Source organism: Aeromicrobium sp. 636 (assembly GCF_024433585.1).
In the GTDB taxonomy this organism is placed as follows: domain Bacteria; phylum Actinomycetota; class Actinomycetes; order Propionibacteriales; family Nocardioidaceae; genus Aeromicrobium; species Aeromicrobium senzhongii.
In genome coordinates this window covers 384,463-397,498 of record NZ_WNJU01000001.1, presented here as the reverse complement: position 1 = coordinate 397,498, position 13,036 = coordinate 384,463, and the positions used below count along the sequence as shown (strand labels likewise).

Sequence of the window (13,036 nt, the reverse complement as noted above, 5' to 3'; positions counted from 1 at the left end):
CTCGGAGTGACCCCATGTCGCAGCACGACCGCCAGCCCGCCACCCGCTTCGTCGACCGTCACATCGGTCCACGCGCGACCGACCAGGCCGCGATGCTCGAGCGGCTCGGGTACGACAGCCTCGAGGCGCTGATGCAGGCCGCCGTTCCGGCCGGCATCCGCTCGGCGCTGGACGGGCTGCCCGCCGCCGCGAGCGAGACCGAGGCCACCGCCCGGTTGCGCGAGCTGGCCGACCGCAACCATCCCGGCGTCTCGATGATCGGTCTGGGCTACCACCCCACGACCACGCCCGCGGTCATCCGCCGCAACGTGCTGGAGGATCCGGCCTGGTACACCGCCTACACGCCGTACCAGCCCGAGATCTCCCAGGGCCGCCTCGAGGCGCTGCTCGCCTTCCAGACCATGGTCGAGGACCTGGTCGGGCTGCCGACCGCGAACGCGTCGCTGCTCGACGAGGCGACCGCCGCCGCGGAGGCGTTGACCCTCGTGCGTCGCGCCGACCGCAAGCGCACCGACCTGCCGGTCGTCGTCGACGACGGGCTGCTGCCGCAGACGCTCGCCGTGCTGCACACCCGCGCCGAGGCGGTCGGTCTGCCGCTGGTCGAGGCCGACCTGCGTGAGGGCCTGCCGCAGGGCGACTTCAGCGGCGTCATCATCGCCTACCAGCGTGCCGACGGCGCCGTCATCGACCTGGCCCCGGTGATCGAGCAGGTCCACGCCGCCGGTGCGCTCGCCGTGGTGGTCACGGACCCGCTGGCGCAGGTGCTGCTGCGATCGCCGGGCAGCCTCGGTGCCGACGTCGTCGTCGGCTCGACGCAGCGGTTCGGCGTCCCCATGTTCTACGGCGGGCCCCATGCCGGCTTCATGGCCGTGCGCGCGGGCCTGGAGCGTCACCTGCCGGGTCGTCTCGTCGGAGTGTCCGTCGACTCGGCCGGCCGACCGGCCTACCGCCTGGCGCTGCAGACGCGCGAGCAGCACATCCGCCGGGAGAAGGCCACCTCGAACATCTGCACCGCGCAGGTGCTGCTGGCGGTGGTGGCGGCCATGTACGCCGTCTATCACGGGGCCGAGGGCCTCCGGGCGATCGCCCAGCAGGTCAACGGCCACGCCACCCGGCTGGCCGACGGCCTGCGCGCCGCGGGCATCGAGTTGGCGTCGGACCGGTTCTTCGACACGGTCACGGCGATCGTGCCCGGGCGCGCCGACGAGGTCGTGGCGGCTGCTCGCCGGTCCGGGATCCACCTGTGGCGCTTCGACGCCGACCGGGTCGGCGTCGCCGTCTCGGAGCCCACGACGGTCGAGGACCTCAACGCCGTCCTCGCGGCCTTCGGCGGGGGTGAGCTGCCGGCGCAGGGGGAGACCTCCCTCGACGCCGACTGGCTGCGCGACGACGAGATCCTGACCCACCCCGTGTTCGTCGAGCACCGGAGCGAGACGCAGATGCTGCGTTACCTGCGTCGGCTCAGCGATCGTGACTACGCCCTCGACCGCGGCATGATCCCGCTCGGCAGCTGCACGATGAAGCTCAACTCCACGACCGAGATGGAGCCGATCAGCTGGCCCGGCTTCGCGGACCTGCATCCCTTCGTCCCGGCCGAGGACGCCGCCGGGATGATCGAGCTGGTGGAGACGCTCGAGTCCTGGCTCGCCACGGTGACCGGGTACGCCGCCGTCTCGGTGCAGCCCAACGCCGGCTCGCAGGGCGAGTTCGCCGGATTGCTCGCGATCCGCGAGTACCACCGCAGCCGGGGCGAGCAGGCCCGTGACGTGTGCCTGATCCCCAGCTCGGCGCACGGCACCAACGCCGCGTCGGCCGTCATGGCCGGGATGCGGGTCGTCATCGTCAAGGCGACCGATGCCGGCGAAGTCGATCTGGACGACCTGCGCGCCCAGTGCGAGAAGCACGCCGACGACCTCGCCGCGATCATGGTGACCTACCCCTCGACGCACGGGGTCTACGAGCACGGCATCGGCGAGCTGTGCGACATCGTCCACGAGCACGGCGGGCAGGTGTACGTCGACGGTGCCAACCTGAACGCCCTCCTCGGCCATGCCCAACCCGGACGGTTCGGCGGCGACGTCTCGCACCTCAACCTGCACAAGACGTTCTGCATCCCGCACGGTGGTGGCGGCCCCGGCGTGGGCCCGGTCGCGGTGGGGGAGCACCTCGTGCCGTTCCTGCCCAAGCACCCGTTCCACCCCGACGCCGCCCGGCGCGGGAGCGCGGGCACGATCAGTGCGGCCCCCTACGGGTCGGCCGGCATCCTGCCGATCCCGTTCGCCTACGTCGCGATGATGGGCGCCGACGGCCTGACCGACGCGACGTCGGTGGCCGTGCTGGCGGCCAACTACGTCGCGGCGCGACTGGGCGACGCGTTCCCGGTGCTCTACACCGGCGACCACGGCCTGGTCGCCCACGAGTGCATCCTGGACCTGCGCGAGATCACCAAGAACGCGAAGCTCTCGATCGACGACGTCGCCAAGCGACTCATCGACTACGGGTTCCACGCACCGACGATGAGCTTCCCGGTGGCGGGGACCCTCATGGTCGAGCCGACGGAGTCCGAGGACCTCGCCGAGCTCGACCGGTTCTGCGAGGCGATGCTGGCGATCCGCTCGGAGATCGACCGGGTCGCGGCGGGCGAGTACGACGACCGGGACAACCCGCTGACGAGTGCGCCCCACGCCGCGCACGAGCTGGTGGACTGGACGCACCCGTACCCGATCGCCGAGGGCGTCTTCCCCGCCGGGACGACGCAGGACAAGTACTGGCCGCCGGTGGGACGCATCGACAACGCCTACGGCGACCGCAACCTGGTCTGCTCCTGCCCGCCGGCCGAAGCGTTCGCCTGATCGGCCCACCGCAGTGGAGAAGCCGTCCCCGGCCAGCTGCACGGACAAGGCGGGCGCCGTGGCCCGGCGGCCGACCTCGAAGGCCTCGACGAACGGGGCGTAGAAGGACGACGGGACCGCCATGGCGGGCGAGATCAGGACGATCGGGGTGCTCGCCGGGTCATTTTGGCACCGTGAAAGACTCGGCTCTGACATGCCTGACGCACTGGTGTACGTGACCTCCGCCGCCGCCTTCGTCGCATCGTTGTTCGCTGCGTGGCACACCGCGAAGTCCTACCGGTTCAGCAACCCGCTCTTCTACGCCGTCGCGCTGGTCGAGGCGCTGCTGGTCGTGGCGCTGATCTGGGGGATCGTGGCCGTCTCCGGCACCGATCGCGACATCGAGAAGGCGCTCTACCTGTCCTACCTGGTGACGACCGTGCTGATCCCCCCGGCGGCCGTCCTGTGGGGGGTGGGTGACAAGACGCGCTGGGGCACGGGCGTGGTCGCCGTCGCCCTCTTCACCGTCTCGGTCATGCTGATCCGGACGCACCAGATCTGGCAGGGACATGGCTGAGCACGCAGGCGACACGCAGCACGGGTTCGGGCGCGCGCTGGTCGCCGTCTACGCCGTGTTCACCGTCGCGGCCACGGCCCGGTCGGTCTACCAGCTCATCGTGAAGGCCGACGAGGCGCCGGTCGCGTACGCGCTCTCGGCGGTGGCCGGTGTCGTCTACGGCGTCGCCACGTGGGCGCTGGCGACGGGCAACCGCCGCGTCGCCACCGCAGCCGTCGGATTCGAGTTGGTCGGAGTGCTGACCGTCGGCGTGCTGAGCCTCGTCGACGACGGGCTCTTCCCGGACGCCACCGTGTGGTCCGGGTTCGGCGCGGGATACGGCTACATCCCTCTGGTCCTGCCGTTCATCGGGCTGTGGTGGCTGCGGCGGACTCGCCGATGACCCGCCCCCGGGACCAGAAGAGCCCCGCACGCTCATACCGTGCAGGGCTGGCTCCATTCAATCCCCGCGCCGTCGCGTTCCCCGGCACCGACACGGCCCCATGAGCGACCGATCGTACGAGTTCCGGTCGGTCTGGGACGTGGCGGAGCCGCCCGAGCGGCTGTGGCACACCCTGGAGCAGTTCCTCGAGCAGGACGACCCGCTGCCGTGGTGGGACGCGGTGCGCGTCACCGCGCACCACGGTGAGGAGATCGACCTCGTCGCCCGGAGCGTGTTCGGGTACCGACTGCGATTCACGGTCTACGACCTCGAGCTCGAGCCGACCAGCGCGATGCGCTTCCGTTCGCGCGGGGACCTCGAGGGGAGCGCGGCACTGTCGTTCGAGCCGGGCCGGCCGGACCGCACCGACCTCACGATCGACTGGCGCGTCGACGCCACGGCGCCGTGGATGCGCCGCTCGGAACGGGTGCTGCGCCCGGTCTTCGTGCTGGCACACGACCTGGTCATGAGGTCTGGCGAACGCCGACTGAACCGGTGGTTGCAGCAGCGAGGCTGACCACGTCGCCGATCACGGTGATCGCGGGCGACACGGCATCGGACGCCCGGTCGGCGATCGTGCCGAGCGTCGCGATCGTGGTGCGTTGATCGGGGGAGAACCCTCGCTCGATGACCGCGGTCGGCGTCTCGGGGTCGTGTCCGGCGGCGATGAGCTCGTCCGCGGTGCTGCGCAGGCGCTTGACGCCCATGAGCATCACCAGCGTGTGGTCGCCCCGCCGCGGGAGCTCGCCGAGTGACTCGTGCCCCGTGACGACCGAGAAGCCTCGCGCGACTCCGCGGTGGGTCACGGGGATTCCGGCGGCCGCCGCCACGGCGATCGCCGACGTGACGCCCGGAACGACCTCGACCTCGATGCCGGCCTCACGGCACGCGAGCAACTCCTCCCCGCCGCGTCCGAAGACGTACGGGTCTCCGCCCTTGAGGCGGACGACGACCTTGCCCTCGCGGGCGCGGTCGACCAGCAGCGCGTTGATCTGCTCCTGAGGGATCGGGTGGTGGTCCGGCTGCTTGCCGACGTCGATGACCTCGACATCGGCCGCCAACTCGGCCAGGACCGACTGGGGTGCCAACCGGTCGAAGACCACGACGTCGGCCTCCGCCAGCAGGCGGCGTCCGCGAGCGGTCAGCAGCCCGGGGTCGCCGGGACCACCGCCCACGAGGGCCACCAGGCCGCGCGGATGCGTGCGGTGCCGCAGGGGGAGGTCGCCGGTCTGCAACGCCGTGGCCAGCGCGTCGCGCAGCGCGGAGGCGCGGCCGGCGTCGCCGCCCCCGCTGACGGCGATCGTCACGTCGTCGACCCGCGCGACGGCCGGGGTCCACGCCGTGGCCCGCTCGGGGTCGCCGCCCTTGAGGCAGAAGATCTGGCGCGCCTCGGCGTCGTCGGCGACGAGGTCGTCGACCGCCGGGACACCGGTCGCGGTCTGCACGAGCCACGCGCCGTCGAGGTCGCCGCAGTGATAGGCGCGTTCGTGCCAGGTGATCGTGCCGCGGCCGATGGCCGACGCGAGCGAGTCCGAGACGGCGGGGGAGACGACGTGGACGTCGGCGCCGGACTCGACCAGCGCGAAGGCGCGGCGGGTGGCCACGTGACCACCCCCGACCACGACGACGCGGCGTCCTTCCAGGCGCAGTCCGAGAGGGAAGATGCTCACGTGTGCAGGCCACACTCCGACTTGTCCAGACCGGCCCACCGACCGGCCCGGGGATCCTCTCCCGGTGCGACGCGGCGCGTGCACGGCGCACAGCCGATCGACGGGTAGCCGTCGTTCAGCAGCGGATTGAGGATCACGTCGTGTTCCGCCGCGTAGTCGAGCACCCGGTCGAACGTCCAGTCGGCCAGCGGGTTGATCTTGACCAGGCCGTTCTTCTCGTCCCACGTCACGAACGGGGTGTCGGCGCGCAGCGGGCTGTCGTCACGGCGAACCCCGGTGATCCAGGCCTCGTACCCGCCAAGCGTCTCGGTCAGCGGCTCGACCTTGCGCAGCTGGCAGCACAACGCGGGGTCGCGCTCGAAGAGGCGCTCGCCGTACTGGGCGTCCTGCTCGGCGACGCTCTGGCGGGGCTGCACGTCGACGATCGTGAGCTGCATGGAGGACTCGACCGCGTCTCGGGTGCCCACCGTCTCGGCGAAGTGATACCCCGTCTCGAGGAAGAGCGTGTCCACCCAGGGGATGTGTCGGGCGACCACGTGGGGGAGAACGGCGTCGGCCATCGAGCACGCGACGGCCGTCAGGTCACCGAACTCCTCAGCCACCCAGGACAGCAGGGTGTCGGTGTCGCCGTCGGCGAATCGATCCTCGGCCTCCAGGGCGATCACGCGGAGTTCCGGTGTGGTGCGTCGTGTCCTGGAGATCTCCGCACGGTGGGCCAGATGGGCCGCGCGATCCCGCTCGTGCGCGAGCTGGCGCTCGCGCCGCTCGGCCAGGCTGGGGGTGCTCACGAGGCCGACACTAATGCGCGCGGGAGCACGGAGCGGTTCCGTCCAAAATGCGAACACCGGGAACCTACGGCAGGGTAGGGGCGAACCTATTGAAGGGAGTCACCCCATGTGGGACACCATTTTGTGGATTGCCGCCGTGATCATCGCGATTTTCGGCATCCTCCGGCTTGTCCAGCGCGACTTCGTGATGGGCGCCGTGCTCATCGTCATCGCACTGCTCGTCGGCCCCGGCGGCGTCAGCCTCTTTACCTGATCGACTGACGTCACGGATGGCGAACGAGGTTCGCTACACATCGACATCCATCCCGTCGGCTCTCGGCCCCGCATCGTCCTCGGACGATCGTGGTGCCAGGGGCCGGCGGGATGGTCGTTGGTGGGGCACCGCCACGCGCGCGATGCAGGGCCGGGCCGCCGACGTCTAGGGTGGCCACATGGTCCGCTACATCGACATCCACCCCGTCGACCCCCAGCAGCGCACCGTCGACCAGGCGGTCCAGGTGCTGCGCGACGGTGGACTGATCGCCTACCCCACTGATTCGGGTTATGCGCTCGGCGCCCAGATCGGCAATGCCGACGCCCTGCAGCGCATCCGCACCATCCGCCAGCTCGACGACAAGCACCACTTCACGCTCGTCTGCTGCGACTTCGCCCAGCTGGGCCACTTCGTCAACGTGGCCAACACGGTGTTCCGCGCGGTCAAGGCCGCCACGCCCGGGCCGTACACGTTCATCCTGCCCGGCACCCGCGAGGTGCCCCGGCGGCTGCTGCAGGCCAAGAAGAAGACCGTCGGCGTGCGCATCCCCGACCACAAGGTCTCCTTGGCCCTCGTCCAGGCACTCGGCGAGCCGCTCTTGTCATCCACCTTGATCCTGCCCGGCGAGACCTCGCCCATGACCGAGGCATGGCAGATCGGTGAAGCCCTCGGCGACCAGATCGACGCCATCGTCGACTCCGGTGTCGAGGTCATCGGTGAGCCCACCACCGTCGTGGATCTCTCCAGCGGCTATGCCGAGGTCATCCGTGTCGGCGCAGGCGATCCCACGCCCTTCGAATGACGCCCGGCGGGGACGGCTCAAGCGCTGGCACCGACGTCGCCTGAGCTCTGCGCCCTCGGCGCGCTCGCCAGGCAGCGAGCTCGACCTCGATGTCGCGCAACTGCGTCACGACCGGCGGACCACCCTGCAACTGGCGACGCGCCGCCACGATCCCACGATCGAACTCTTCGACGGCCTCGCGCACGGCACGCTCGGACCGCAGGCTGTCCAGCTGCTCGTCCAGGATCGCGTCGTCCTTGCGCAGCTGCAGCGCCTCGGGCAGGACTCCGGTGATCTGCTCGCGCTCGATGAACCGCTTGAGCCACCAGTCGGGCTCGGCGGCCGTGTCGATGTGGGGGAGGGGCTTGCCTGCGTGGGGCAGGTCGTCGAACTCGCCTCGCGCCATCGCTGCGCGGACCTGCTGGTCGACCCACAGCGTCTGGTCCTCGGGGCGGCGCGGCGGCGGGGCCGGCGCTTCGTCGTCCGCTGACTCATCGACCCGCTCGGCGTCCGGATCCATCCGGTACCGGGCGGCGCGGTTGCGGGCGTCCTCGTCCATCGGGTCAGCGGTGTCCTGTGATGCGGTCCACGTCGGCAGTTTACGACTGGACCGACAGTCGCACCCGGATCCGATCGCCCGCCTCGCACGCCTCCGCGACCCGGACGGAGCGCTTCACCGGCATCACGAAGGACCGCTGCTCCTTGCTGGGGAACAGGGACGTCCGCCACGAGGTTTCGCCGACCGTGACCTCGACCTTGACCGAGCCGAACCCGCCGCGCGGGCCGGCCAGGTCCTCGATCTCGTCGCTCACGGCCTCCGGGACCGTGAGGAAGTGCCACGAGCCGTCCTCACGCCAGAGCCACAGGTCCGCGTCGAACTCGAACACCCGTCCGTCGTCGCGCACGCTCAGAACTCGAACAACGCGATCGGGTCCTGGGTCGGCTCGTCGACGTCGGGGTTGGACTCGACCGTGACGCCGGCCGCCGAGGCGGTCGCCGCGTCACCGGAGAGCAACACCGTCTGGTCGGGGCTCTGGGCCATCGCTCCGGCGTTCACCATCGCATCGCCCTGCTGCAACCACACGACGTACGAGTGGCCCTTGGGCGGGGGCGGCATGTCGCGCGTGACCAGCACCGCTCGGCCGACCGAGGGGGAGCGGACCACGGTCGCCTTGGCGCCGCCTTCGAACTCCAGGGTGATGCGCTGGGCGTCGGCGGCACGCATCACGCGGTCGGCCACGCTGACGGTCTGGCCGGAGCCCGGGTCGTCCTGCCAGGGGCGGGCCACGCCCACGCCGACTCCCACCACCACGACGGCCGCGGCGGCGGCCACGAGCAGGCGCTGGGGAGACCGGCGGGCCGGCGCGGGCCGGTGCCGGACCACGGGGGGCAGCTGTCGCACCTCGGACAGGGCGGAGAGGACCGAGCCACGCAGCTCCCGCGGCGGTTCCTCCACCGTGAGGGCGGAGAGCTCTGCCGCAGCCTCACGCAGCGAGGCGACCTCCTCGGTGCAGATGTCGCACCCGGCGAGATGGCGTTCGAACTGTTGGCGCTCGATGTCGGTGACCGCGTCGAGCGCGTAGGCACCTGACAGGGCGTGCACGTCGCTCATCGTTCACCTCCGATCGTGTCGCGCAGTCTGATGAGGCCGTCGCGGACGCGGGACTTCGCCGTTCCCAGCGGCACTCCCAACATCGTGGCGACCTCCGTATGGGTACATCCCCGGAAATAGGCCAGCTCGATGGCTTGGCGTTGCGTGTCCGTCAGGCTTCCCATCGCCTTGCGGACCCGCTGTGCGTCCATCCGGGACTGGACCACTTCACTAGTTGAATCGTATTCCACGGCCTGATGACGGTGGCCGTATTCCACGTCACGCGTGCTGGTGGCCTCGACGCTGCGGACCCGGTCGACGGCGCGGCGGTGCGCGATCGTCATCATCCAGGCGAGCGCCGAGCCCCGCGCCAGGTCGAACCGAGCCGCCTGACGCCAGATCTCGAGGAACGCCTCCTGGGTGACCTCCTCGGACTGGGCCGGGTCACGGATGATCCTCTTGACCAGACCGAAGATGCGCGGTGAGACCTGGTCGTACAGGTCGGCGAACGCATACTCGTCGCCCAGTCCGCACCGCTTGAGCAGCGGCGCGAGCGCCTCGGGCGGCGAGGTGTCGCCGCCCGAGGTCGCTGCACGCAGTTGATTCACCAGTTCATCGCCCTCGTGGGATGGATGGTCAGGGCATCAGCACGGAATCGACCACGTACACCTTGGCGTTCGCCGTGTCGACGTTGCCGCAGATGACGCTGGCCTCTCCGACGGTGAACTCCTCGCCGGAGCCCTCCACGGTGATCGTGTCACCCGCGAGCGTCTTGTGCTCGCCGGCCACGTCCTCGGGCGACAGCTCGCCCTCCACGACGTGGTGCGTCAGCACCTTGGTCAGCGCAGCCTTGTCGGCCAGCAGGGCGTTCAGGTCGGCGGCGGGGATCTTGGCGAACGCGTCGTTGGTCGGCGCGAAGACCGTCAGCGACTCGGCGCTGTTGAGGGTGTCACCGAGGTCTGCGGCCGTGACGGCCTTGACGAGCGTGGTGAGCAGCGGGTTGTTCGAGGCGGCGGTCGCGACCGGGTCGTCGGCCATGCCATCGACGGAGCCTTCACCCTCGGTGGGGACGGCGGAGCAGCCGGCGCCGAACGGGCCCATGGCCTCGTCCATCTCCTCGGTCGCGGAGCTGGAGGGAGTGCTGGCGCTCGAGTCGCTGGACGAGTCGTCGCTGCTGCTGCAGGCAGCCAGACCGAAGCACATGACGATGGCGGCGGTGGCTGCGGCGGCGCGGTGGGGGAGCAAGCGGTTCATGGTCGTGCCTCTCATTGGTGACGATGTTGCAAGTGGTTCGACACCGTCGGGAGATCGGATGGGTCTGATCACCGAACGTTCACGACGATCTGCTGCAAACCGCTGGAACCGTCGGGAAAAGGCGGCTCGCGCTCATCGGTCTGGACCTCGCCGTCGGGGGTGCGGGCGCGGACGGTCAGGGTGTGCCGGCCGGAGTCGGCGTCCCACAGCAGGTACCACTGACGCCAGTAGTCCACGCCCGCATCGGGTCCGAACTGCGCCTCCTGCCAGGGACCGTCGTCGACCCGGACCTCGACGGCGGAGATCCCGCGTCCCGGTGCCCAGGCGACGCCCGCGACGACGATGCGACCGGCATCGACCGCCTTCAACGCGGCGGGGGTGTCGATGCGCGACGCGATCTTGATCGGGCCGTCGGTGGCCCACTCGCGATCGGTCCAGTACGCCTTCTCCTCGCGATAGGTCGTCACCGTCATCCTCGAGAGCCACTTGGTGCTGCCCACGTAGCCGTACAGGCCGGGCGTCACGAGGCGGGCGGGGAAGCCGTGCTCGCGCGGCAGCGGGTCGCCGTTCATCCCGACGGCGACGATCATGTCGCGGCCGTCCTGAGCCGCGGACAGGGGAGTGCTGATGGTGAAGCCGTCGGTCGCCGTGCTGAGGATCTGGTCGGCCCCCGAACGCACTCCGGCCCGCTCCAGCAGGTCCGAGACGCGCACCCCGAGCCAACGGGCACCGCCCAGGTACGGGCCGCCGACCTCGTTGGAGACACAGCACATCGTGATGTCGCACTCGATCATCGGCAGCTCGAGCAGCTCGTCGAACGTCAGCTCATAGGGCCGGTCGACCATCCCGTCGATGCGCAGGGTCCAGCTCTCGTGGTCGACGATCGGGACGGTGAGGTTGACGTCGACGCGGTAGAAGTCCTCGTTCGGCGTCTGGAAGCCGGTGACACCACGGAAGCGGCCCTCGAGGCCCCGCGGCAGCGGTGGCAGGGGACGACGAGCCCGGGGGAGCGCGATGTTCTTGACGTCCTGGACCCGCGCGACCAGCCATTGTCCGGCGGTTCCGGCGACCAGTGCCCCGCCGGCGATCACTCCGGCGCGGACCAGCAGGCGGCGACGCCCCATGCCGTCGACGACCTCCCGCGGCCCTGTGGTGTCGGGGGACAGCCACCGCAGCGCTCCCAGCGCGACGGCCGCGGTCACGATCGCGGGGACCACGTCCACGGGCCGAGCGGCCGGACGAGAGAGAGCGGCCCAGCCAGCCACGGCGACCAGGAGCAGGACCACGCCGGCGCCGACCGGGAACGACCGGCGCGCGACCACGCCGCCGAGCGCCGCCAGCAGCAGGGTTCCCGCCAGGACGCTGCCCAGCAGGACCGGCTTGTCGGCGTTCCCGAGCGTCTCGACCGCCCACTGCTTCAGCGGGGTCGGCGTCCGGTCGATCACCGCGCTGCCCACCGCCAGGACCGGCGAGGCGGCCGGACCGATCAGTGCGGCGACGAGGTGGCCGGCCGAGAGCCCGGCGGCAGCCGACAGCAGGCCCGCGCCCGCCCCGAGAACGAGATCATGGCGATTCATGCGTGTGGTTCGTTGCGAGACGGCCGCCGGATGGGTTCGCGGGCGCGAGCGTCCTCAGTCCTTCACGTCAACGGCTTCAATCGCATGGCCGGCAGCCACCCGGTGTGCACGACGCCGTCCGGTGAGGCCCAGGTGCACAGCGCCTCCCACCCCTTCACCACGGGGCGCCACTCCACGAGCACACCCGGGTACACCGCCGAGGCGTGCTGGACGGTCGAGAGATTCACCCAGACGTGTTGCGGACGGATGCGGGGCGGGGGAGCGACGGCCGGAGGATCCAGTGCCGACAGGCGGTCGCCGTACCTGCGGTTGTGGCCCATGGGACCACTGTAGAACGTGTGTTCGACAACCGAGGGATACGGCCCGACTCACCGGTCGATGTGGCGGGCCCATGCGAAGCAGAACAGTCCGAACGCGACGAATCCCGCGCCGACGAGTGCGGTCACGACGGGCCCGAACGGCTGGTCCAGCACGGTGAGCAGTGCCTCGTCGATGCCCCCGGACTTCTTCGGCTCGTGCGTGACCGCGGCATAGCCGAAGAGCGCACCGACACCCACGATCGCCACACCCTTGGCGACGTACCCCACGGTGCCCAGCCAGACGTAGGCCGTGCCGACCCGGCCGCTGGCACCGCCGGCCTCGATGTCCTTGAGGAAGCGCTGGGTCGCGCCCTTGTAGATCAGGTAGACGCCGACGGCCGCGATGCCGAGAGCCACGAGGCCGACGATGACCTGGCCCATCGGCAGGTCCATCAGCTTCACGCTCACCGGGGTCGTGCCGTCCTTCTTGGACGAGCCCGAACCGGTGACCACCCTGATCGCGCTGATCGCGATCGCGAGGTAGATGACGACCTTGCCCAGGCTCGTCAGTCGCTTGCGCAGCCGTGTGGTGCCATCGTCCTCGCGGTGTCCGACCGCGGCCTCGATCGCCTGCCAGGCGGCGAGCAGGATCATGCCGACGGCGACGGCCCACACGATCGCCCCACCGAAGGGCTGCTCGGCCAGCTCCTGCACCGCGCCGGTGCTGTCGGCCTTGTTCTCGCGGTCCCCGAACGCGAGCTGCAGCGTGAGCCAGCCCATGACGACGTGGACGACACCGAACGCGACCAGTCCGGCCCGCGCCACGTAGTCCATGGCGGGATGCTGGTCGACGGCGCGCGCGGCAGAGGGTGCAGATCCGGGGGTCATGGCGCGAGCCTACGGCTTCTGCGGCCCCGCGGCCCGTTCACGGCTGACGCCTCCGCGCTTGCGGTTCTCCTGTGACCGTGACCACACTCGAATACCGGGATCCCCG

16 protein-coding genes are annotated in these 13,036 nt (G+C 70.7%); 6 read left to right on the top strand and 10 right to left on the bottom strand.

What is annotated here, in order from left to right; translation table 11 throughout:
• The first annotated feature begins 14 nt into the window (after window positions 1–14).
• The 4 genes from gcvP (at window position 15) to GL325_RS01930 (ending at window position 4,346) form a co-directional block, all read left to right on the top strand.
• On the top strand, window positions 15–2,852 hold the full coding sequence (gene gcvP, locus GL325_RS01945; RefSeq protein ID WP_187768427.1) for an aminomethyl-transferring glycine dehydrogenase: 2,838 nt from the start codon (window positions 15–17) through the stop codon (window positions 2,850–2,852).
• Between the two features lie 193 nt (window positions 2,853–3,045).
• Window positions 3,046–3,408, top strand: coding sequence for a hypothetical protein (locus GL325_RS01940; protein ID WP_154594991.1), 363 nt, complete (start codon window positions 3,046–3,048; stop codon window positions 3,406–3,408).
• Window positions 3,401–3,790: a hypothetical protein gene (locus GL325_RS01935; RefSeq protein WP_187768426.1), complete on the top strand. Its 390-nt coding sequence runs from the start codon at window positions 3,401–3,403 to the stop codon at window positions 3,788–3,790. The genes GL325_RS01940 and GL325_RS01935 overlap by 8 nt, the downstream gene beginning before the upstream one ends.
• Before the next feature lie 100 nt (window positions 3,791–3,890).
• Window positions 3,891–4,346 carry a hypothetical protein gene (locus GL325_RS01930; protein WP_187768425.1) on the top strand — a complete coding sequence of 152 codons (456 nt, stop codon included), beginning with the start codon at window positions 3,891–3,893 and terminating at the stop codon, window positions 4,344–4,346.
• Here the strand turns inward: GL325_RS01930 and cobA are convergent.
• On the bottom strand, window positions 4,294–5,499 hold the full coding sequence (gene cobA, locus GL325_RS01925; RefSeq protein WP_187411356.1) for a uroporphyrinogen-III C-methyltransferase: 1,206 nt from the start codon (window positions 5,497–5,499) through the stop codon (window positions 4,294–4,296). The genes GL325_RS01930 and cobA overlap by 53 nt on opposite strands.
• Entirely contained in the window at window positions 5,496–6,287 is a 792-nt protein-coding gene (locus GL325_RS01920) for a phosphoadenylyl-sulfate reductase (protein WP_187768424.1), read from the bottom strand. The genes cobA and GL325_RS01920 overlap by 4 nt, the downstream gene beginning before the upstream one ends.
• Window positions 6,288–6,393: 106 nt before the next feature.
• Between GL325_RS01920 and GL325_RS01915 the strand changes: the two genes are divergently transcribed.
• Both GL325_RS01915 and GL325_RS01910 read left to right on the top strand, forming a co-directional pair.
• Window positions 6,394–6,540 carry a GPGG-motif small membrane protein gene (locus tag GL325_RS01915; protein ID WP_187411358.1) on the top strand — a complete coding sequence of 49 codons (147 nt, stop codon included), beginning with the start codon at window positions 6,394–6,396 and terminating at the stop codon, window positions 6,538–6,540.
• A 178-nt stretch (window positions 6,541–6,718) separates the two neighbouring features.
• Window positions 6,719–7,342, top strand: coding sequence for an L-threonylcarbamoyladenylate synthase (locus GL325_RS01910; protein WP_154594988.1), 624 nt, complete (start codon window positions 6,719–6,721; stop codon window positions 7,340–7,342).
• Here GL325_RS01910 and GL325_RS01905 read toward each other — a convergent pair.
• The 8 genes from GL325_RS01905 to GL325_RS01870 all read right to left on the bottom strand — a co-directional run bounded on the left by GL325_RS01905 (window position 7,302) and on the right by GL325_RS01870 (window position 12,930).
• Window positions 7,302–7,880, bottom strand: a complete 579-nt coding sequence (locus GL325_RS01905; protein ID WP_187768423.1) for a DUF1992 domain-containing protein — start codon at window positions 7,878–7,880, stop codon at window positions 7,302–7,304. The two genes, GL325_RS01910 and GL325_RS01905, sit on opposite strands and share 41 nt — an antisense overlap.
• A gap of 40 nt (window positions 7,881–7,920) precedes the next feature.
• Window positions 7,921–8,226, bottom strand: a complete 306-nt coding sequence (locus GL325_RS01900) for a DUF1905 domain-containing protein (RefSeq protein WP_255955379.1) — start codon at window positions 8,224–8,226, stop codon at window positions 7,921–7,923.
• A gap of 2 nt (window positions 8,227–8,228) precedes the next feature.
• On the bottom strand, window positions 8,229–8,933 hold the full coding sequence (locus GL325_RS01895; RefSeq protein ID WP_187768422.1) for an anti-sigma factor: 705 nt from the start codon (window positions 8,931–8,933) through the stop codon (window positions 8,229–8,231).
• Entirely contained in the window at window positions 8,930–9,520 is a 591-nt protein-coding gene (gene sigK, locus GL325_RS01890; protein ID WP_255467008.1) for an ECF RNA polymerase sigma factor SigK, read from the bottom strand. The genes GL325_RS01895 and sigK overlap by 4 nt, the downstream gene beginning before the upstream one ends.
• 28 nt (window positions 9,521–9,548) lie before the next feature.
• Entirely contained in the window at window positions 9,549–10,166 is a 618-nt protein-coding gene (locus GL325_RS01885; protein ID WP_154594984.1) for a fasciclin domain-containing protein, read from the bottom strand.
• A 68-nt stretch (window positions 10,167–10,234) separates the two neighbouring features.
• The gene (locus tag GL325_RS01880) at window positions 10,235–11,743 is read right to left on the bottom strand and encodes a molybdopterin-dependent oxidoreductase (RefSeq protein WP_187768421.1); all 1,509 of its coding nucleotides are present in this window, start codon (window positions 11,741–11,743) and stop codon (window positions 10,235–10,237) included.
• Window positions 11,744–11,805: 62 nt separating this feature from the next.
• A complete protein-coding gene (locus GL325_RS01875; RefSeq protein WP_154594982.1) occupies window positions 11,806–12,063 on the bottom strand; it encodes a hypothetical protein in 258 nt (85 codons plus the stop codon).
• Between the two features lie 48 nt (window positions 12,064–12,111).
• Window positions 12,112–12,930: a DUF1206 domain-containing protein gene (locus GL325_RS01870; RefSeq protein ID WP_187768420.1), complete on the bottom strand. Its 819-nt coding sequence runs from the start codon at window positions 12,928–12,930 to the stop codon at window positions 12,112–12,114.
• Window positions 12,931–13,036 lie beyond the last annotated feature (106 nt).

Bases quoted from the DNA above. Each gene is read 5' to 3' on its own strand.
- GL325_RS01870 (WP_187768420.1), bottom strand. From the start codon at position 12,930: ATGACCCCCGGATCTGCACCCTCTGCCGCGCGCGCCGTCGACCAGCAT.
- GL325_RS01930 (WP_187768425.1), top strand. From the start codon at position 3,891: ATGAGCGACCGATCGTACGAGTTCCGGTCGGTCTGGGACGTGGCGGAG.
- GL325_RS01895 (WP_187768422.1), bottom strand. From the start codon at position 8,933: ATGAGCGACGTGCACGCCCTGTCAGGTGCCTACGCGCTCGACGCGGTC.
- GL325_RS01940 (WP_154594991.1), top strand. From the start codon at position 3,046: ATGCCTGACGCACTGGTGTACGTGACCTCCGCCGCCGCCTTCGTCGCA.
- gcvP (WP_187768427.1), top strand. From the start codon at position 15: ATGTCGCAGCACGACCGCCAGCCCGCCACCCGCTTCGTCGACCGTCAC.
- GL325_RS01885 (WP_154594984.1), bottom strand. From the start codon at position 10,166: ATGAACCGCTTGCTCCCCCACCGCGCCGCCGCAGCCACCGCCGCCATC.
- GL325_RS01915 (WP_187411358.1), top strand. From the start codon at position 6,394: ATGTGGGACACCATTTTGTGGATTGCCGCCGTGATCATCGCGATTTTC.
- GL325_RS01875 (WP_154594982.1), bottom strand. From the start codon at position 12,063: ATGGGCCACAACCGCAGGTACGGCGACCGCCTGTCGGCACTGGATCCT.
- GL325_RS01935 (WP_187768426.1), top strand. From the start codon at position 3,401: ATGGCTGAGCACGCAGGCGACACGCAGCACGGGTTCGGGCGCGCGCTG.
- GL325_RS01880 (WP_187768421.1), bottom strand. From the start codon at position 11,743: ATGAATCGCCATGATCTCGTTCTCGGGGCGGGCGCGGGCCTGCTGTCG.
- GL325_RS01910 (WP_154594988.1), top strand. From the start codon at position 6,719: ATGGTCCGCTACATCGACATCCACCCCGTCGACCCCCAGCAGCGCACC.
- GL325_RS01905 (WP_187768423.1), bottom strand. From the start codon at position 7,880: ATGGACGAGGACGCCCGCAACCGCGCCGCCCGGTACCGGATGGATCCG.